The following is a 20,293-nucleotide window of genomic DNA, read 5'->3' on the forward strand; positions in this document are numbered from 1 at the left end:
TCGGCCGCACGATGAAGAGCAAAAGTTAGCATGATCGTTACCATGTTCGGGAGTCACATAGGAGATCAGATCCTGGAAATCGGGAAAAGTGCCAATCAGTTCACAATATTTGTGTATAAGAGTCAGGATATGAGTGGACCCCAATATTGATTAGCTTGCAGCGATGGTATCTGTGTCGCATCGCTGCGGCCTTCTTCTTATCCGTAAACTTCTTGTCGAAAGTCAGGTTGGTGTTCAGGGTCTGGCTGGTATCTTCGTACAACTTGCTAGTCAAGTGAGATATTGTAAATTTTCTGTGTAAGTGGCTGTTAGTGACTGCTCTAGCCGCTCGTCGAACAGGATCATACTTTGGCTCATCGCCTGCTTTTTGTCCCGTATCGGCATGGTCCATTTTTTACCTATCTGATGCAACGCCAAATACAGCACCTTCGGACTGACTCGTCGGTCGGAAATGACCGCCGGATCTTGGTTAACTTGCGCAGTGAGGCATTGAGCGACTCTATCGCGTTGGTGGTGTATATCACCTTACGAATTTGCGGTGGATAGTCAAAAAATACGCTCAGTCGTTCCCAGTTATTCACCCAGGAGCGACTGATGCCGGGATGTTCCTCATCCCATTTTGCACCAAAGGCAACCAGCTCCTGCTCAGCCTGCAACAGGATGGCAGCACTGTAAATCAGACGTAAGTCGCCAGCCAATTCCTTACGCTGCTTCCAGCTGACATAACGCAGCGAGTGGCGCACCTGATGTATGATACAGAGCTGTACTTGTGTCTGCTGATAGACAGCTTCAATGGCTTCCGGGAACCCTTCAGCCCATCAACGCAGGAAATCAGGATGTCCTGTACACCTCTGTTTTTCAACTCTGTCATCACCGATAGCCAGAACTTGGCCCCTTCAGTTTGTGCCATCCACAACCCCCAGCGCTCTTTCTCGCCATCCATATTGACGCCCAGCGCCAGATAAACGGTCTTGTGCTGCACCGCCTCAGAGGCACGGCTACGCACGACCAGCGCATCCAGATAAACCATGGACTCTGCCAGGCGGTCACTTCCTCCATGACAGTATTGGTGACCTGCGAGATGAAGGTGGCTGAAACCTCTACACCATAGACTTCGGCAAAGTGAGCCTGGATATCGCGGGTGGACATGCCGCGAGCATAGAGGGAGACAATGCGGTCATCAAAACCCTGCAACTGCCGCCCGCCCTTTTTGGCCCGTTGTGGCTCGAAGGTGCTATTGCGATCACGGGGCACCTCAAGTTCGATGTCACCGTGCACCGAGCGAACGGTCTTGGCACTCTTGCCATTGCGATAGTTGCCGGTGTTCTTGCCTTGGGGTGCATGCTTGGCATAGCCGAGATGGGTGTCCATTTCCGCATCGAGGACGCGCTCGGCGATACGCTTGGTCAAAACCACTTTCGCCGAGAATATCTTCGGGGTTGAAGCAGCCCTCGAGCAACTGGTCGATGAGATTGTCTGGTATTGGCATTCTGTTGTTCCTTTCAACAGGTTGGTCAGGATGCCACTTACACAGATTTTTTACAGGCTGAGGAGGCATGATGCCTCCCTCTTTTTATTGGAGGCCAATCAGGGGAAAGGTTTCAGCCACATTGACGCTGTAGCCATAGCACCGTCCCTGCCATTCAAAATTTCGAATATTAAGTCATAAAAGTGCTTAACTGACTGGCATTATGGCCGCAGTCCGCTCTATACCGACCAGACTATCTGTACCTTCCTGATGCTCAAGGGGATGTGCAGCCTCACTCTGCGCACCACCAAGGACCCACCCGCCCCCCTGCTCGGGTTGATGACTGTGCCATTGCGTGCCCCCGACTATAGTTGGGCACACCCGCTGAAGGTGGCCTATCGGCACTCCTCAAAGGGGACGACACATACAATAAAACCTTTTATTTCAATTTTTTATAAATGAAAAAAGGCAGCCGAGCTGCCTTTTTTGTTTGAAGCCGAGCTTAGTAGAAGATCCGCTCGCCACGCTCGCTCATCTTGAGCCACACCGGCTTGGTGCTGGTCTTGCTCCAGATGTGGTGCAGATAGCTGTAGAAACGGGCGCGATCACTGCGAAACAGCATCACGGGGAAAGCCAGAATACCCACCAGCAGCGCATAGACGCGACGAAGAATTATCTGAGTCAGGGAATAGGGATGAAACATGATAGCACTCCTTACTGGTAAGACCACCGAACAAAGACTACCCCACAACCTGTAGAATTACTACACCCAAAAACCGCGTTTTTTCGCAAAAAAGTTCGCAAGAAGCCACCAAATGAAACTAAGTTACATCAATTAACTTACAAGCAACAAAATCTGGCAAAGCAGTGCCGTTTGACCAGATTTAATGCGTTGGTAGTCAACATGGAGTCTGTGCGATGAAACCTGCAGAAGTGGCAATCATAGGGGTGTTGGGCCTGTTGCTTTGGTCGGAATGGCAGGATTGGCGACTTAATCAAAACGACAGCATAGAGTTGGCCTACAAGGGGGCTCCAACCATCAGCCTGTGGCAATGCGGCCAGTTGAAACAAAAGATGATGGAGCTGACCGAGCATTCGGCCGAGGTACAGTTTCAGTTCCGGGGACAGGACCTGGTAGAGGTCAATCGCTATCTGGAACGGGAGTGGCAACAACAGGGTTGCGAACCCTTGCTGACACAGCAGGGATATTGAGAAAGCTCGAATAGCGGGAAACAGAAATGCACACATGAATGTGTGGACTGTTGGCTCTGGGATGATGCTTATCAGAAAGGTGATGGAGGCACGTTCCGGAGTCGAACCGGACTAAACGGATTTGCAATCCGCTGCATAACCGCTTTGCTAACGCGCCATGCTGACAAGGCTGATTGCCTTGAAAGTGATACTCATAGTTGGTGCTATGAGAAATTGGAGCGGGAAACGAGACTCGAACTCGCGACCCCGACCTTGGCAAGGTCGTGCTCTACCAACTGAGCTATTCCCGCTTTACTGCCGCGTGCCAGTTACCTGACAACGAGGCGCATTATACGTACCCCCAGCGCAGGCACAACCCTTTTTTCGCACTTTTAGCCCTTGCCTGTGCTGTTTGCTCAGGGTTTAAACGGCTTGGCCAAAAAAACCACATCAGGCTGTGACCCCACAGGCGAATTTAAGATAAAGCCATTGAAATGATTAGTCTTTAGTCAGAGACTTGAGCCGCTTAGTAACTGGATTCTCAATTGAAAATCACACGATGAAATGGATCTTCAAGCCACGTGGGCTCAGGCCGCAGCTAATGCTGGCTTTTTTCATGTTGGGTCTGGTGCCCTTCCTGGTCGTCACCCTCTTCTTCCTCTACAGCCACGGCAAAGATCTCACCACCCAGACCTCCAACCATCTGGTGTCGGTGCGTAACATCAAGAAGAGCCAGCTGGAGGATTACTTCGGCAACCTCAAAGAACAGATCATCAACTTCTCCCAGCAGGATTTTGCCGGCAACAGTATCGGCCGCTTTTATGGCTTCACCGGCGCCTTCGAGAAACTCGGCATCACGCCACAGGAGTCCCGCGCTCGCGCCCAGGCTCGCTATGTTCCCGGCTCCTGGGATCAGTTGCAAAAACCCGACGACCAGGCCGACATAGAGCCCTCCATCAGCGCGCTGATCCTGGCGGACGAGATGTATGGCCGGGTGCACCAGCGCTTTCATCGCGGCTATGCCGACATGGTGCGCAAATCCAACTACAGCGACATTTTTCTGGTGGATCTCAACGGTGACGTGGTCTATTCGGTCACCAAGCACCCTAACTTTGCTACCAATCTGCTCTCGGGCCCCTATCAGGCAAGCGGCCTTGGCAGCACCTTCGCCAAGATCAAGCGTCGCCTCGATGGCGGCCAGAAGCCGCAGCAGATCTTCGAATTCACCGACTTTGGCCGCAACGAGTTGACCGGCCAGGTGGTCGCCTACATGGCCGCCCCCGTGATGCAATACGACTATGTGCGCGGCGTGGTGATCTTCGAGTTGCTGCCAGAAAAGCTCAACCAGATCATGGCGGAACGGGAAGGCCTCGGCGAAACCGGCGAGACCATCCTGGTCGGCCCCGACAAGCGGATGCGTGCCAATGCCTGGCTGGCGCCCCAGTTCAGCGTGGAGAACAGCTTCAGCCCCGATTTCAGACCTCTGCAGACCCCGCTGGTGGTCAAGACCCTCTCCGGTGAGCAGGGCGTCGGGCTGTTTCGCTCTTATCAGGATGACGAGGTGCTGGCCGCCTACACCCAGGTGAAGGTGTTCGACACCGAGTGGGCCTTCATCGCCGAGATCTCCACCAGCGAGGCCTACCGCCCCATCCGTCAGCTGGAGACGCTGGTGATCCTGCTGGGGGCGGTCTCCCTGCTGCTGCTGATCCTGTTCTCGCGCTGGCTCTCCCACTCCATCACAGCCCCGCTACGCGCTCTCACCGCCGCCGCCGAGCAGGTGGCCGAGGGCGCCCTGGATCACCCCATCACTATCCCCCGCACAGACGACGACATAGACCGGCTGGCCCAGGCGTTTCGTCACATGCAACGCTCGGTGAAAGAGAAGATTGAGCTGATTGAACAGCAGACCCAGGAGCTGCAGCAGCAGGTCAAGCTGACCCACAAGCAGAACCTCAGCCTGCAACAGGCGGACAAGCTCAAAGATGAACTGCTGGCCAATACCTCCCACGAGCTGCGCACTCCCATTCACGGCATCAAGGGGATGGCCGAGTCCATGCTCGCCAGCCAGCTGGATCTCACCGAAGGGCAGCAGAAGCAGCTCGGCCTCATCATCAAGAGTGCCGACGGTCTGGCCCGTCTGGTGGACGATCTGCTCGACTACCACCAGATGCGCTACGGCCAGCTGGAGATCCAACCCCAGCCGGTCTCCTCCAAAGGGGTCATCCGGCTGGTGCTGGATCTCTGCCAGCATCTGGTGCAGGCCAAACCCCTTACCCTGGTAGATATCAGCCCGGCCGAACTGCCCCCCGTACTGGCCGACGAGCAGCGGCTCGAACAGGTGCTCTACAACCTGGTGGGCAACGCCATCAAGTACACGCCGCAGGGCAAGGTGGTGCTCAGTGCCATCGTTGAAAACAGCTTCCTGCGCATCAAGGTGATCGACACCGGCATCGGCATCGCCAAAGAGCATCTGGAACATATCTTCGAGCCGCTGGTGCAGATCAGCCCCGAGGTAAGCAAGCAGGGGGCTGGCCTCGGCCTCTCCATCACCCGCCAGCTGGTGCACCTGATGGGGGGGGAGCTGTTCGTCGAGAGCGAACCAAGCGTCGGTTCCACCTTTGCCTTTACCCTGCCCCTTGCCAGCGGCAAAGCCGCCTATCTGACCCAGGGCAGCCGTCAGATCGAGCATCAGCTGGTGCGCCAGCAACCGCTGATCCTGCCGGACTGGGAGAGTGACGATCTGCCCCCTCCCCCCGAGGGTGCGCCGCTCATTCTGGTGGTGGATGATGAGCCCATCAACCTCCACATCCTGCGCCACCTGCTGCAACCCTGCGGCTACCGCATCCTGCCCAGCAGTGACGGCCACGATGCGCTGGCCAAGCTGGCCGAGGAGCCGGTCGACCTCATCCTGCTCGATGTGATGATGCCGACCCTGTCGGGGTTTGACGTCTGCCGCCGCCTGCGCGAGCAGCACCCCAAGGATATGCTGCCGGTACTGCTGCTCACCGCCCTCAACCAGCCCAAGGATATTGAAGAGGGCTTTGGGGCCGGCGCCAACGACTATCTGGTCAAGCCCTTCTGCAAGGAGGAACTGTTTGCCCGGGTCAAGGCACTGCTGGAAGCCAAAGCGGGCCGCGCCTCGCTGGTGGAAAACCGGCTGCTGAAACAGGAGATTGAGCACCGCCTCACCCTGCAGGAGCAGTTGCATCAGGATCAGCAGCGGCTGCTGGCCCTGCTCGGCGAAGGGGGCGATCCCATGGTCTTCATTGACGATCAGGGCACTGTGCTGTTTGCCTCCCGGGTGCTGGCCCGCTTGCTGGGCCAGGAGCCGGAAACCATGAAGGGTCGGCCGCTGGACGAGTGGCTGGCAAGCCCGCTGGCCACCCAGTGGCCCGATCTGAAGGCTGGCCAGGAGCTGCGCCTGGCGTTTCTGGTGGCCGGGTTGAAGGAGGAGCTCAATGCCCGCGCCCTGCCCATCAATCTGGGGAACCGGGCCGCCTTCGCCCTCACCCTCAGCACTGAGCCACGTCAAGATGAGAACCGGGTGATGGCGCTGGAGAACGCCCTCAAGAGCTTGTCACGCCAGGCCATCATAGAGGACGGTCAGCTGCTGGGCGAGCTGAGCCGCCTTGGCGGCGAGTTCCGCTCGCTGGCCGATGACCTCATTCGCCAGCAAGATGACGAACCGCTGCGCCGGGCACTGGTAGAGACCATGCAGCTCACCCTGAATGCCTGGCAGCAGGGTACGGGCAAGGGCAAAATCGTGTTGGCGGAGAAGAGCAAGTTGTGGCGGGTCTATATGGACAGATCCAGCCCGCAGACCCGCACCCTCGACAAGTACCTGAGCCTGGATACCCTGCCCAAATCACCGCGCTGGAAGACGGTAGTGGCCACCACAGAGTATGTGCTTGGCCACTGCCCGCTCCATGACAAGCAGCGTCAGCAGTTGCAACACAGCGCCCAGACCCTGCGTCAACTCGCCAACCGCAAAGCGTGATTAAGAGTGCCAAATGGGCGCCAGATCACAATTGGCAATCTGGTTTCTTTTGGCGCAAAAAAAAGCCCAACACAGCCTTAAAACAGAGAGCAGATCTAATTCACAAATTTGTCATATACGCCATTTTTGCAGCCACTTCTTACGCGAAAGCAAATAATGCAAGGCAATGATTTAAAACAGATAAAAAGGCGTTTTGACGAGTTTGACGTAACGCCGTTGATTTTTACGAAAACAACGAAATCAATAGTTGTTGTTTTCCTGTTAAATCTGGTTTGCTAAGGGCGTTGGAAAACAGAACGACAAAGGTTAGACACCTGACCAACACCGAGGGCCGATCTCCTCAGCATGCGACGTCGGTGCTCACACAAAACAAGGCGAATCCATCAGGAATGCCAAAAAATAAGAAAGGAAAACATATGCTTGCCAAAGTATCCAAAATCTCTACTGCTGTCCTGTTGGGAACCATGATGCTTGCAGGGGCTGCCAGCAACGCCATGGCCGCAGACAACAAAACCGTGCTGACCATGGTCGCACAGCAGGAAACCGCCTGGGTCAAGAACTTCAACCCCTTCCTGCAAGCTGGCCTGTTGCACACTACCCGTCACTTCATCTATGAACCCTTGGTGATATTCAACGATATGCAGGGGGGTAAACCCGTCTATCGTCTGGCCACCCACTTTGCGTTCAGCGATGACCTGAAATCCGTCACCTTCGATCTGCGTGACGGGGTCAAGTGGTCTGACGGTCAGCCCTTTACCGCCGATGACATCCTCTTCTCCTTCAATCTGGTCAAGGCCAACAAGGCGCTGGATGAGCGCTCTATCTGGACCCAGATCAAGAGCATCGAGAAGCTGGCCCCCAACAAGGTCAAGTTCGTGCTGACCGAGGTCAACACCAACGTGGTGAATGACCTGGTACTGGTGCCTATCGTTCCCGAGCACCAGTGGAAATCGGTGAAAGATCCGGTGGCCTTCACCAACGACAAGCCGGTCGGTACCGGTCCTTTCACCGAGGTGGACAACTTCTCCGCTCAGCTCTACACCCAGTGCCGCAACCCGCACTACTGGGATACCGCCAACCTCGCCATCGACTGCCTGCGCATGCCGCAGATGGCCACCAACGATCAGGTGCTGGCCGCCGTGATGAAGGGTGACGTGGACTGGTTCGGCTCCTTTGTACCGGATATCGAGCGCCTCTACGTCGGCAACGATCCGAAGAACAACAAGTACTGGTTCCCAGCCTCCGGCACCGTGGCGTTCAACGTCAACTTCCAGACCAAGAACCCGGGCAATAACGAAGCCTTCAACGACATCAACTTCCGCCGCGCCTTCTCCATGGCGATGGACAGACAGTCCATGGTGGACATCGCCGGCTACGGCTACCCGACCGTCAACGAATATCCATCAGGCCTCGGCAAGGCGTTCGCCTCCTGGGACAACCCGGAAGTCGAGAAGAAATACGGCCAGTTCAACAAGTTCGATCTGGAAGGTGCCAAGGCCCTGCTGAAACAGGCCGGCTACAAGGACTGTGACGGCGACAAATTCCTCGACACTCCGACCTGCCAGAAAATCACGTTCAAGGTGCTGGTACCGAACGGCTGGACCGACTGGGTCAACACTGCCCAAATCGGGGTCGAAGGCTTGCAGGCCCTCGGTCTGAACGCCAAGACCGCCACCCCGGAAGCGACCGTCTGGACCGAGAACCTCATCACTGGCGACTTTGATGTGGCGCTGCAGGGCTACTTTGCCGGAGCCAACCCGCACAAGTACTTCGAGACCGCGTTCCACTCCCGCAACATGGGCGAGCGTGGCAACCGCTTTGCAGCGCCCCGCTACAAGGATCCCGAGCTCGACAAGCTGATCGACGACTTCACCCAGACCGCCGATGCGGCCAGGCAGAAGGAGATCATGTTCGCCATCCAGGATCGTGTTGGCGCCAACCAGACCATCATTCCGGTCTTCAACAACCCGACCTGGTACGAATACAGTACCAAGCGTTTCCACGGCTGGTTCAGCGCTGATAACCCGGTAGCCAAACCTCAGCTCCACCCGGACACCCCTGAGCGTCTGCTGCACGTGTTGTCTCTCAAGCCCAACAGCTAAACAATCCCGGCCCCCTGCGGGGGGCCATTTTCCCCGCCATCTCTTCCATCCCCCCGGATCGTACGGGGTTGGGGGAGCTTTGCCCGACGCGGGGCAGGCTTGCAGTAAAAGGATTTACCATGGGATTTATACTGAGACGTTTCTCCTTCTATCTGGTCGCCTTCCTGGTCGCCGCCACCATTAACTTCCTGCTCCCCAGAGCCATGCCGGGGGATCCTGTCTCCGTCATGTTTGCCCGCGCTGGCGCCATGATGGAACCCGCCGCCCTGGAGGCCCTCAAGGCCACCTTCGGTTTTGTCGACGGCCCCATCGGCACCCAATTTCTCACCTATGTGAAGAGTGTCTTCACCTGGGATCTCGGCACCTCGGTGCGTTTCTACCCGCAGCAGGTCTCTGACGTGCTGGGCCGCGCCATCGGCTGGACCCTGTTTCTGGTGGGCACCTCCACCATACTGAGCTTCTCCATCGGTTCCATCGTCGGCATCTTCGCCGCCTGGCACCGCGGCGGCCGGATGGACAGCATTCTCTCCCCGCTCACGCTAGTGATGCAGGCCATCCCGCCGGTGGTGGTCTCCCTGCTCGCCCTGTTCCTGTTCGGGGTCAGCCTGGAGTGGCTGCCCATCGGCTACGCCTACAGCCCGGAAATTCCGGCTGACTGGGGCTGGGAGCACATCAAGAGCATCCTGACCCACGCCATCATGCCGGTGCTGACGCTGTCCATGGTGCAGGTGGGGGGCTTTCTCATCACCATGCGCAACAACATGATCAACCTGCTGGGGGAGGATTACATCACCATGGCCAAGGCCAAGGGACTCTCCAGCAACCGGGTGATCTTCAACTACGGCGCCCGCAACGCCATACTGCCGAGCGTCACCGCCCTCTCCATGGCGCTCGGCTTCGTCATCGGCGGCTCCCTCATCACAGAGGTGATCTTCAACTATCCCGGCCTGGGTCTGACCCTCTATCAGGGCATACTGGCCCGCGACTACCCGCTCATTCAGGGGCAGCTGCTCATCATGACCATCACCATGCTCAGCTTCAACTTCCTGGCCGACATGCTCTACGTCTTCCTGGATCCCCGTCTGCGTAAAGGAGGCAAATAAGATGCATATGCCAACCATGCTCAACATGCTGTTACCGGACAACAAGATGCGTATGCCCACCATCCTCAAGATCTTGTTGGGCAACCGCAAAGCCGCCTGTGGCCTCGCCATCGTGGTTGCCTTCGTGCTGATGGCCATCTTTGCCCCGATCCTGGCCAGCAACGAGCCGACCAAACGGGTGGCTCGCCCCCACCAGCCGCCCAGTGCCGAGTTCGTGATGGGGTCCACCCGCATGGGTCACGACATCTGGGCCCAGTTCACCAATGGCGCCCGTATCTCGCTGTTGGTCGGCTTCAGCGCGGGTCTGCTGGTCTGTACCCTGGCGGTCGCCATCGGCATCACCGCCGGTTACTTCGGCGGTCTGGTGGATGAGTGCCTCACCTTCCTGATGAACGTGGTGCTGGTGATCCCCAACCTCCCCTTGCTACTGGTATTGGCGAGCTTTATCGGGGAGGCGTCGCCGACGGTGATTGCCGTGATAATAGGCTTGACCTCCTGGGCCTATGGCGCGCGGGTCATCCGTGCCCAGACCCTGGCACTGCGCGAAAAAGAGTTCGTCATCGCCGCCGAAGTGCTGGGGGAGCCGGCCTGGCGCATCATTCTGGTGGAGATACTGCCCAACCTCATCTCCATCATAGGGGTGAGTTTCATCGGCTCCATCATCTACGCCATCGTCACCGAAGCAACCCTGGAGTTCTTGGGTCTCGGCGACCCGACCGTGGTGAGCTGGGGCATCATGCTCTACAACGCCCAGACCTCCAGCGCCATCTTGGTCGGCGCCTGGTGGGAGATCCTGGCCCCCTGCTTCGCCATCGCCACCCTGGGTGCGGGCCTGGCCCTGCTCAACTTCGCCATCGACGAGATAGCCAACCCGCAGCTGCGCTCCCACAAAGGGCTCAATCGCTGGAATAAACTGGCCGCTCCGGTCGCAACACCGCTCTGTGCCGCACAGGAGAAGACAGCATGAACAAGCATCCCCTGCTGTCAGTACGCAATCTTTGCGTCGACTACATCACCGAAAATGGCGACGTGCGCGCCGTCAATTCGGTGAGCTTCGATATCAGACAGGGCGAGATCTTCGGTCTCGCCGGTGAGTCGGGCTGCGGCAAGTCCACCGTCGCCTTCTCGGTGGCCCGACTGCACAAGCCGCCCGCTTACATCAGCGGTGGCGAGATCCTGTTCAAGGGGGAGAACATCCTCCACTACAACGAGGAGCGGTTGCGCTCCTACCGCTGGCAACAGGTCTCGGTGGTGTTCCAATCCGCCATGAACGCCCTGAACCCGGTACTGCGGATGGAGGAGCAGTTCTGCGACGTGCTGCTGGCCCACACCCCCGGCATGACCCGCGTTGATGCGATCAAGCGCGCCCAGGTGCTGCTGGAGATAGTCGACATACACCCGAGCCGGCTCAAGGATTACCCGCACCAGTTCTCCGGCGGCATGCGCCAGCGGCTGGTGATCGCCATCGCCATGGCGCTCAACCCCGAGCTGCTGATCATGGATGAGCCCACCACGGCGCTCGACGTGGTGGTACAGCGAGAGATCCTGCAGAAGGTCTACGCCCTGAAAGAGCAGTTCAACTTCTCCATTCTGTTCATCACCCACGACCTCTCCTTGATGGTGGAGTTCTGCGATCGCATCGGCATCATGTATGCCGGTGAACTGATAGAGGTCGCCCCCTCCAAAGCTATTTTGACTGCGCCGCTGCACCCCTATACCAAGGGGTTAGGCAACTCCTTCCCGCCCCTGCACGGACCGAAAACCGTGCTGGAGGGGATCCCGGGCACCCCGCTCAACCTGCTGGAGGTGCCGGTCGGCTGCCGCTTTCAGGCCCGTTGCGGCAAGGTGCACGCGCGCTGCCGTCAGGAGTACACAGTCCTCACCGAGATCCGCCCCGGTCAACAGACCGCCTGCCACCTCTATGAAGAGCAGGGGCTGCAACAAGATTCCGTGATCTATCTGGACAAGGCCGCTGGCTGTTAAGGATGTCTGTCATGCAAATCGCCAACACCGATGCACCCATCATCGAAGTCCAGCACCTCTACAAGGACTTCCCCATCAACTCCAATGCCATCAAGAGTGGCAAGATGCGGGCGCTCTCCGACATCACCTTCAATCTGCACCGGGGCCGCGCCCTGGCAGTGGTCGGGGAGTCCGGCTCCGGCAAGAGTACCATCGCCAAGATCATCGCCAAGATGTACAAGCTCAGTGCCGGGCGCATTCTCTATCGCGGCCGGGATCTGGAGGAGTTCAACAAGGGCACAGCCCTGCTGGACTATCGCCAGAGCGTGCAGATGGTGTGGCAAGATCCGTTCGGTTCGCTCAACCCGACCCACACCATCTATCACCACATCGCCCGCCCCCTGTTGCTGCACAGCAAGGTGATCGACAAAAAAGATCTGCCCGACATGGTCCATGCCCTGCTGGAGAAAGTCGGCCTCACTCCCGCCAAGGCGACCGCAGCCAAGTACCCCCACCAGCTCTCTGGCGGCCAGCGCCAGCGGGTCAACATCGCCCGCAATCTGGCGGTAGAGGCGCAAGTGGTACTGGCGGACGAGCCGACCTCCATGCTCGACGTCTCCATTCGCATCGGCATCCTCAACCTGATGGAACAGATGAAGAACGAACTGGGGGTCTCCATGCTCTACATCACCCACGACATCGCCACCGCCCGCTATGTGGCGGAAGATCTGGCGGTGATGTACGTGGGCCACATGGTGGAGTGGGGCGAGGTGGACGAGATCCTGCACCACCCGCAGCACCCCTACACCCAGCTGCTCATCTCGGCGGTACCCGACCCCGAGAAGAGCATCCACGCCGAGCTGGAGGGTGGCCGCAAGGGGGAGATCCCGCTCTGGACACCGGAGTCCTGCGGTTGCCCCTTTGCCGGGCGCTGCCATCAGGCGATGCCCCGCTGCAAGGAGAGCCTGCCTGCCATCACCAAGCTTGCCGACAATCACTTCGTGCGCTGCTACCTCTACGAGTGAGGGTGAGCCTTAGACCGGCCGGACAGCACTGTCCGGCCATGGCCTAGATAGGGGGTGACCACAGCCCCGTTATGTGCCTCACCGTCCGTCGGTGAACCACAGGAGTAATACCTTGATGGAACTCTTGATCAATCAGGTGGGCTACGAGTGCGATGGGCACAAGGTCGCCCTGTTGCAAACCTCCCACGCCCATGATCTCGGCGGCTATGTCAGGCTGCAACGCCTCTATGATGGCCAGATCCTGTTTGAAACCCCGCTGCAAGCAGCCGGGGGCGTCCCCGGCTGGCAGGGCCGCGCTTACTGGCGTGCCGACTTCTCCGCATTCAAGGAGCCCGGTCATTACCGGCTGGAGGCAATCACTGCCCAAGGCATTGTCCGCTCGACCCGCTTTGCCATCGGCCAGGATCTGCTGGCCAGCCGTTGCCTCTCCGACGTCATTCACTACTTCAAGGGGCAGCGCGCCAGCGGCACCTTCGATCGGGCCGACCGCAGCGCCCGCCTGTTTGGCACCGACCAGCACAAAGATGTGCACGGCGGCTGGTTCGATGCCAGTGGCGACATGAGCAAGTACTTGAGCCACCTCTCCTACGCCAACTACCTCAATCCCCAGCAGACCCCCATGGTGGTGTGGGCCCTGCTCAAGTGCCGGGAACTGCTGGCTCCGCGCCGCGATATCGACGGGGTGAACCTCTGCAAGCGACTCAATGACGAAGCGCTGCACGGCGCCGATTTCCTCTGCCGGATGCAGGATGAGTCGGGCTTCTTCTTCATGACCCTGTTCGACCAGTGGAGCAAGGATCCCGCCCAGCGCGAGCTGTGCGCCTATGCCACCCAGCAGGGGATCAAGTCCGCCAACTGGCAGGCGGGTTTTCGCCAAGGGGGCGGCATGGCCATCGCCGCGCTGGCCCGCGCCGCCCGCGAGAGCGTCAGCGGCGACGTCGATGCCAGCCGCTACGCCGAGGCGGCCAGCCGCGGCTACCAGCACCTGCGTGAGCACAACCTCGCCTATCTCGATGACGGGGTCGAGAACATCATCGACGACTACTGCGCCCTGTTGGCGGCGGTGGAGCTGACCCGCACCTTCGGCGCCGAGTGGCTGGCCGAAGCAAGAGCCCGAGCCAGCAAACTCTGCGCCCGCCAGCGCATCCATCCGGAGCTTGGTCACTACTGGTCGGCCAACGAGGATGGCTCGCGCCCCTACTATCATGCCGCCGAAGCGGGCCTGCCGGTGCTGGCGCTGCTGGAATATTTAGGCGTAGAGCCAGATCAGGGGCGCAAGGCCCGGGTGCAAACAGTGGTGGAACAGGCACTGGCCGCCGAGCTGGCGCTGTGCGCCCGGGCGGGCAACCCCTTCTCCCTCGCCCGCCAATATGTCAAAGGGGTGGATGAAGCGCCGCGCATCAGCTTTTTTATGCCTCACCACAACGAATCGGGATACTGGTGGCAGGGGGAGAACGCCCGCCTCGCGTCGCTGGCGACCATGGCGTTTGCTGGCGCCCACCACTTCCCCCGCCAGAGCCAGCCACTGAACACTTACGGCCAGCGCCAGCTCGACTGGATCCTCGGGCAAAACCCGTTCAACGCCTGCATGCTGGCGGGCCACGGCATCAACAACCCCACCTATACCGCCGGGTATCCCAATGCGCAGGGGGGTATCTGCAACGGCATCACCGCCGGGTTCGATGACGAACATGAGGTGGCCTTTATCCCGCAGGAGTACAAGGATCGGCTGGATCAGAACTGGCGCTGGGGCGAGCAGTGGATCCCCCACGCCGCCTGGTTTGCCCTGGCCATCAGCTGGCAGAGTGCCCTGGGTGATCGAAATGAGCAGGGAGGTCACCATGATTGAGATGTACAGGAATCGGCTCGATCATAACTGGCACAGGGAAGAACAGCGGATCCTCCATGCAGTCCGGTTTGCCCTGGCCATCAGCTGGCAGAGTGCCCTGGGTAATCAAAATGAGCAGGGAGGTCACCATGATTGAGTTCTGGGTCGGGGTCGATGGCGGGGGCACCCACACCCGCGCCCGCATTCGGGATCGGACGGGCAAGCTGCTCGGCGAGGGGCGCGCCGCCGGATCCAATCTGGAGCTGGGCATAGAGGTCGCTCACGCCAATGTGCTGGCTGCCATCGCCAGCGCCCGGATCACTGCCGGGCTCGGCATCGAGAGCGAACAGCTGATGGGGGTCGGGCTGGCACTCGCCTCCGCCGAGCTGGCCGACTGCTACCACGCCATGCTCGCCATGCCGTTCCCTTTTGCGAGCGTGCGGCTCACCTCCGATGCCTTCGGTGCCTGTCTGGGCGCCTTTGGCGGCGAGGAGGGGGCCATCCTCATCGCCGGTACCGGCTCGGCCGGGCTCATCTATCGCCACGGCCAGCTTCACACCTGCTCCGGTCGCGGCTTCCCCATCTCGGATCTGGGCAGCGGCGCCTGGCTGGGGCTGCGTGCCATCCAGCAATCCCTGCTCTGCCATGACGGCATCCTGCCCCCCAGCACGCTCGCCATCCGCTTGCTCGATCACTTCAAGCGGGATCAGGCGGAAGTGGTGCGCTGGGCCGCCCGCGCCATTCCGGCAGACTATGGTCACTTTGCCCCCTGGGTGTTCGATGCCGCCAGCGATGGCGACGATCTCGCCAACCAGCTGCTGGACGAAACCTGCACCCAGCTGCATACCCTGCTGGAGGGGATGCAGCAGCTGGGAGCCAGCCAGATTGTCCTGCTCGGCGGCATCGGCATGCGCCTCGCCCCCCGGCTGGCGCACGTTAACCTCGTTCCCCCGCAAGCCGATGCACTGGAGGGGGCCATCCTGTTTGCCAAGTCGGAGGCGTTCCCATGTCTGCACTGCTGAGCCTTGTCCCATTCGATCTGCCCGCAGGCGGGGACAGGATCCCCCTCTGCCCGCTTCAGGGGGCGCCCATCTCCGCACTCAGGATCCCTCCCCACGTTGACCAGTACCACAAGGAGATGATCGCCCTGTTTGTTCCCTTAACTCCCTCAGAGGAATTTGCATGTCTGCACCCCTGATCCACACCCAGGTTGAGCGGCACGATGGCGAGGACGTCTGGTTCCGCTTTAGCCTGAGCCAGCTGCCGGCAGCCCACTGGAAGCTCCACTTCTGCCTGGCGCGTCACATAGATCCCGCCTCCCTCGAGGGCGCCAGACTGGAACGCCAGAGCGGCAGCTACAAGGTGCTGATCCCGGCGGAAGGGCAACGGGAGCTGCGTTTTTGCTGTCGCAACACCCCCATCAAAAAGATCTCCGACATGCCACGCGGTTTCTTCCTGAGCCTGCCCGAGGCCAGCACAGGCCCCCAGCTGATGCCGGTGGTGCTGGCCGATGAGGATCTTGGCCTGCCGCCAAGCGGGCCCAACGCCCCGGACCTGCCCAAGGTCGAGCCCCTCGCTGGCATAGTGCCCCAGCCGGATCAGCGGGTGCTGCTGGAGGGCAACTTCCGGCTGGCAGAGCGGGCCCATGTCAGCGGGCCCGGGTCGCTTACCACCCTGCTGGACCATTTCAACGAGCTGACCGGGCTCGCGCTGGAACAGGATCATGATGGGGAGATCCGGCTGCTCGAGGAGCCCCTGGCTAGCGAGGCCTATCGCCTCACCATCACGCCGGAAGGGGTGACCATAGCCGCAGCTGGCGAGGCTGGCTGGCGCCACGGTCTGGTGAGCCTGGCACAGTGGTATCTGCAACATGGGGAGAGCCTGCCCTGCATCGAGCTGGTCGATGCCCCCCGCTTTGGTTTTCGCGGTATCTTCCTCGACTGTGCCCGCCACTTTCACACCCTGGCCACCCTCAAGCGCCTGCTCAAGCTGATGAGCCTCTACAAGTTCAACCGCTTCCACTGGCACCTGACCGATGACGAGGGGTGGCGGCTCGAGATCAGGGCCTTCCCGCAGTTGACCGAGCTAGCCGCCTGGCGCGGCCACGATCTGCCTGTGGGGCCCCAGCTCAGCGGCGGCCCCGAGCCCTATGGCGGCTACTACACCCAGAGCGAGGTGAAGGAGCTGGTGAGCTATGCCAGTGAGCTCGGCATCACCGTCATTCCCGAGATCGACATTCCGGGCCACTGCCACGCCGCCATCAAGGCGCTGCCGGAGCTGCTAGTGGAAGAGGCTGATCGCTCCCGCTACCGCTCGGTGCAATATTTCGACGACAACGTGCTCAATCCCGCCCTGCCCGGCACCTACCGTTTTCTGGAAGCGGTGCTGGACGAGGTGTGCGAGCTATTCCCCGATCCGCAGATCCACATGGGGGGTGACGAAGTGCCGACCGGGGTCTGGACCGGCAGCCCGGCCTGCCAGCAGCTGATGCAACAAGAGGGGTATCAGGATTGCCGTGAGCTGCAGGGCCACCTGCTGCGCCACTGCCAGCAATATCTGGCGGGCAAGGGCAAGCGGATGCTGGGCTGGGAGGAGATATTGCACGGCGACAAGGTGAGCCGGGATGCCACCATCTTTGCCTGGACCAGCTTCCAGGCAGGGCTGGATGCCGCTGCGGCGGGGTATCCCGTGGTGATGGCACCAGCCCAGCACCTCTATCTGGATCTGGCCTGGAACCAGGATCCCGGCGAACCCGGCCTCTACTGGGCGGGCACCCTCAATCTGGAGCAGGTCTACTCGTGTGACCCTGCGCCAACCGATTTCCATGCCAACGATAACATCCTGGGGGTGCTGAGCCCCTTATGGTCGGAACTGGTGACCTCTCGTGACTGCCTCGACTATATGATGTTCCCGCGCATGCTGGCCACCGCCGAGGTGGCCTGGAGCGATCCTGCCAGCAAGGCGTGGGAGCACTTCGCCGCCCGCCTGCCGGGTCAGCTGCAGATCCTCGACCAGCTACAGGTGGGTTACCGAGTGCCACAGAAGTAGTATTACCTTCCTATCTGGCGACCTTTCGGTCGCCTTTTTTACCATCCACCAACAAAAAACCAACTTACCCCTACCATTCATCCACCATTGTTGGCAAAATTCAGCCCCTAATGAAGCCAATCTGGCACCCCCTGGCAAGCACCTGCAACCACACCCAGATCTGCCACAATAACAACGACAAAATTATCAACAAGAACATCGGAGCGTATTCCTATGGCCCGCAGAGACGCCCATACCCTGGACAGCGAAGTGGAGTTTCCTGCCGACGAACAACTGGTTTCCACCACGGATCTGCGCGGGGTGATCACCTATGCCAACCCCGCCTTCTGCCGCATCGCTGGCTACCCCGTTGAAGAACTGGTCGGCCACAACCACAACCTGGTGCGACACCCCGACATGCCCAAGGCCGCTTTTGCCGATCTGTGGGCTCGCCTCAAGGAGGGCAAGCCCTGGCGCGGCATGGTGAAGAACCGCTGCAAGGATGGCCGTTACTACTGGGTCGACGCCTATGTGACCCCCATCTACGAGGGGGGCATAGTCAGCGGTTACCAGTCGGTACGCTGCAAACCGGAACCCCAGCTCAAGCGAGTCGCTAACCAGACCTATCAGGCTCTGCTCAAGGCGGAGCGCGGCTCGACCAACAGCTTTCCCTCCTTCAGCCACGTACGCCTGCCGGTGCTGGGCCTGCTGTTGCTCGGCTTGCTCGGCTGGGCCTTTGTCAGCAAGGGCGCCATGGCAGCCCTGCTGATGCTGCTGCCCCTGCTGCTCATAGGTGGCGCTTACTGGCGCGAGCTCTTTGCGCTGCCGCTCTATCTGCAGCAGCTCGGCCGCGAATACGACAGCCTGACCCGGCTGGTTTACTCGGGCGACGGCCCCGGCGCCATCGCCGACTTTCACATCAAGATGCTGCAGGCCCGCATCCGTACCGTGCTGGGCCGGGTCAACGATGCAACCCACCCCCTGCAGACCCTGGCCACCAACCTGAAACAGGCATCCCATCAGGCCTGCCTAGACATCAACGAGCAGAATGCCCAGACCCAGCAGATGGCTGCCGCCATGACCCAGATGGCCAGCACGGCCCACGAGATCGCCCACAACATTCAGGACTCCAACGGTCAGGTCAACGAGGCTCGCAGCCGCTGCGAACACACCAACCAACAGCTGAGCCAGACAGAACAACGCATCGAGCAGCTCGCCAAACAGGCGGAGCTGGCGTTCAACTCGGCGGTGGAGCTGGCCAGCGAATCGGAGCGGATCGGCAGCGTGATGGGCGAGATCCAGGGCATAGCCGACCAGACCAACCTGCTGGCCCTCAACGCAGCCATCGAGGCAGCGCGGGCCGGTGAGCAGGGCCGCGGCTTTGCTGTGGTGGCCGACGAGGTGCGCACCCTGTCGACTCGCACCCACAAGGCAACCGAGCAGATCCAGGGCAGCATACATCAGATCCTGCACACCCTGGGACGCTGGAAGGGGATGATGCAGGAGAATCTGCAACAGACCCGGGAGTGCGCCGAGATGACCCGCCAGGGCGCCAGCAGCCTGCTCTCAGTGCTGGAAGAGATAGAGCTGGTCACGGAACACTCCACCCAGATAGCCGCCGCCGCCGAGCAGCAGCAGGCGGTGGTAGAGGAGATCAGCCGCAACATCAACCAGATCTCCCAATACTCCCACGCCAACAGCCAGAAGATGCAGGAGGTCGACAACTCGAGTCAGGAGCTACTGGAGCGAGCCAGGCAGCTCAAGGGGCTCAGCCAGACCTTTGGTTGAAGCGGTTGTCACCGCCACAACAGAAGCGCCACAATGGCGCTTCTGTTGTTTCTGATGAGTCATGACCGATGAGAATGGAGCCAGCCCCTGCCCCACTGAACAAAATCGCCCGCATCGAGGCGATCCTCGCCCTGATCCCGGCCGGCAAGGTGGTCAGCTATGGTCAGGTGGCAGATCTGGCGGGACTACCCGGTCGGGCCCGGCTGGTAGGCAAGGTGCTGCGGGAAACGGACAAGGTGCTGCCCTGGCATCGCGTGCTAGGTGCAGGCGGCACCATTTCACTGCCAAAAGGGTCGACAGGCTTTGCGCTGCAGACGGGGCGATTGCAGCAAGAGGGGGTGCCCGTGATCGGCGGGCGGGTAAAGATGCGGGAGTGGCAATGGCAGCCCGACCTGGCCGAGCTGCTATTCCTCATTCCCTTTTAAACCGGGGCGTCACGGCTTCTCATGACCCTCTGCTGAGCCAAAAAGCGGCCATGACTGCTTGCCTCCAGGTACATCACAGCGAGAGAGGAGCCAGGATCTCGTCGCTGCGCACCTGCACAGGTATGGTTTCATACTCCCGTTGCAGCAACACCAGCAGACTCTGCCTGACCACCTCCAGCACATAGGCAGTCCCTTCCCGGGTCAGACAGGTCATTCCCGGCCGGATCTCGTTAATCTCCATCACAACCTCCATGCTGACTCTTATACACAAATATTGTGAACTGATTGGCACTTTTCCCGATTTCCAGGATCTGATCTCCTATGTGACTCCCGAACATGGTAACGATCATGCTAACTTTTGCTCTTCATCGTGCGGC

14 protein-coding genes, 2 tRNA genes and 2 pseudogenes are annotated in these 20,293 nt (G+C 59.9%); 13 read left to right on the plus strand and 5 right to left on the minus strand.

What is annotated here, in order from left to right; genetic code table 11:
* Positions 1–270 precede the first annotated feature (270 nt).
* Positions 271–1,489, minus strand: a pseudogene (locus GWQ22_RS17785) (IS256 family transposase).
* Positions 1,490–1,693: 204 nt separating this feature from the next.
* Between GWQ22_RS17785 and GWQ22_RS17790 the strand changes: the two are divergent.
* Positions 1,694–1,870: pseudogene (locus GWQ22_RS17790) on the plus strand (IS5/IS1182 family transposase); the annotation flags it as partial.
* Positions 1,871–1,970: 100 nt separating this feature from the next.
* Here the strand turns inward: GWQ22_RS17790 and GWQ22_RS17795 are convergent.
* Positions 1,971–2,171: a YbfA family protein gene (locus tag GWQ22_RS17795; RefSeq protein ID WP_275931136.1), complete on the minus strand. Its 201-nt coding sequence runs from the start codon at positions 2,169–2,171 to the stop codon at positions 1,971–1,973.
* Positions 2,172–2,386: 215 nt separating this feature from the next.
* On the opposite strand from GWQ22_RS17795, the gene GWQ22_RS17800 reads away from it, so the two are divergent.
* A complete protein-coding gene (locus GWQ22_RS17800; protein WP_042037467.1) occupies positions 2,387–2,680 on the plus strand; it encodes a hypothetical protein in 294 nt (97 codons plus the stop codon).
* An 83-nt stretch (positions 2,681–2,763) separates the two neighbouring features.
* Here GWQ22_RS17800 and GWQ22_RS17805 read toward each other — a convergent pair.
* Both GWQ22_RS17805 and GWQ22_RS17810 read right to left on the minus strand, forming a co-directional pair.
* A tRNA-Cys gene (locus GWQ22_RS17805) sits at positions 2,764–2,837 on the minus strand.
* Positions 2,838–2,894: 57 nt separating this feature from the next.
* Positions 2,895–2,970, minus strand: a tRNA-Gly gene (locus tag GWQ22_RS17810).
* A gap of 248 nt (positions 2,971–3,218) precedes the next feature.
* On the opposite strand from GWQ22_RS17810, the gene GWQ22_RS17815 reads away from it, so the two are divergent.
* From GWQ22_RS17815 to GWQ22_RS17865, 11 genes are all read left to right on the plus strand, one after another.
* On the plus strand, positions 3,219–6,656 hold the full coding sequence (locus tag GWQ22_RS17815; RefSeq protein ID WP_275931137.1) for a response regulator: 3,438 nt from the start codon (positions 3,219–3,221) through the stop codon (positions 6,654–6,656).
* A 416-nt stretch (positions 6,657–7,072) separates the two neighbouring features.
* Positions 7,073–8,758, plus strand: coding sequence for an ABC transporter substrate-binding protein (locus tag GWQ22_RS17820; protein ID WP_275931138.1), 1,686 nt, complete (start codon positions 7,073–7,075; stop codon positions 8,756–8,758).
* Between the two features lie 119 nt (positions 8,759–8,877).
* The gene (locus tag GWQ22_RS17825) at positions 8,878–9,861 is read left to right on the plus strand and encodes an ABC transporter permease (RefSeq protein ID WP_042037471.1); all 984 of its coding nucleotides are present in this window, start codon (positions 8,878–8,880) and stop codon (positions 9,859–9,861) included.
* Positions 9,862–9,907: 46 nt separating this feature from the next.
* A complete protein-coding gene (locus GWQ22_RS17830) occupies positions 9,908–10,828 on the plus strand; it encodes an ABC transporter permease (protein ID WP_108536847.1) in 921 nt (306 codons plus the stop codon).
* Positions 10,825–11,844, plus strand: coding sequence for an ABC transporter ATP-binding protein (locus tag GWQ22_RS17835; RefSeq protein ID WP_275931139.1), 1,020 nt, complete (start codon positions 10,825–10,827; stop codon positions 11,842–11,844). The genes GWQ22_RS17830 and GWQ22_RS17835 overlap by 4 nt, the downstream gene beginning before the upstream one ends.
* Positions 11,845–11,855: 11 nt before the next feature.
* On the plus strand, positions 11,856–12,848 hold the full coding sequence (locus GWQ22_RS17840; protein ID WP_275931140.1) for an ABC transporter ATP-binding protein: 993 nt from the start codon (positions 11,856–11,858) through the stop codon (positions 12,846–12,848).
* Between the two features lie 115 nt (positions 12,849–12,963).
* Positions 12,964–14,697, plus strand: a complete 1,734-nt coding sequence (locus GWQ22_RS17845) for a glycoside hydrolase family 9 protein (protein WP_275931141.1) — start codon at positions 12,964–12,966, stop codon at positions 14,695–14,697.
* A 128-nt stretch (positions 14,698–14,825) separates the two neighbouring features.
* A complete protein-coding gene (locus tag GWQ22_RS17850; protein ID WP_275931142.1) occupies positions 14,826–15,698 on the plus strand; it encodes a BadF/BadG/BcrA/BcrD ATPase family protein in 873 nt (290 codons plus the stop codon).
* 160 nt (positions 15,699–15,858) lie between these two features.
* Positions 15,859–17,724: a beta-N-acetylhexosaminidase gene (locus tag GWQ22_RS17855; RefSeq protein WP_275931143.1), complete on the plus strand. Its 1,866-nt coding sequence runs from the start codon at positions 15,859–15,861 to the stop codon at positions 17,722–17,724.
* 213 nt (positions 17,725–17,937) lie between these two features.
* A complete protein-coding gene (locus GWQ22_RS17860) occupies positions 17,938–19,491 on the plus strand; it encodes a PAS domain-containing methyl-accepting chemotaxis protein (RefSeq protein ID WP_275931144.1) in 1,554 nt (517 codons plus the stop codon).
* Positions 19,492–19,559: 68 nt separating this feature from the next.
* Positions 19,560–19,916, plus strand: coding sequence for an MGMT family protein (locus GWQ22_RS17865; protein ID WP_275931145.1), 357 nt, complete (start codon positions 19,560–19,562; stop codon positions 19,914–19,916).
* A 73-nt stretch (positions 19,917–19,989) separates the two neighbouring features.
* On the opposite strand, the gene GWQ22_RS17870 is transcribed toward GWQ22_RS17865, so the two are convergent.
* Positions 19,990–20,157, minus strand: a complete 168-nt coding sequence (locus GWQ22_RS17870; RefSeq protein ID WP_275931146.1) for a hypothetical protein — start codon at positions 20,155–20,157, stop codon at positions 19,990–19,992.
* Between the last annotated feature and the right edge of the window lie 136 nt (positions 20,158–20,293).

The sequence above is a fragment of the Aeromonas sp. 1HA1 genome, assembly GCF_029237385.1.
In the GTDB taxonomy this organism is placed as follows: Bacteria; Pseudomonadota; Gammaproteobacteria; order Enterobacterales; family Aeromonadaceae; genus Aeromonas; species Aeromonas popoffii.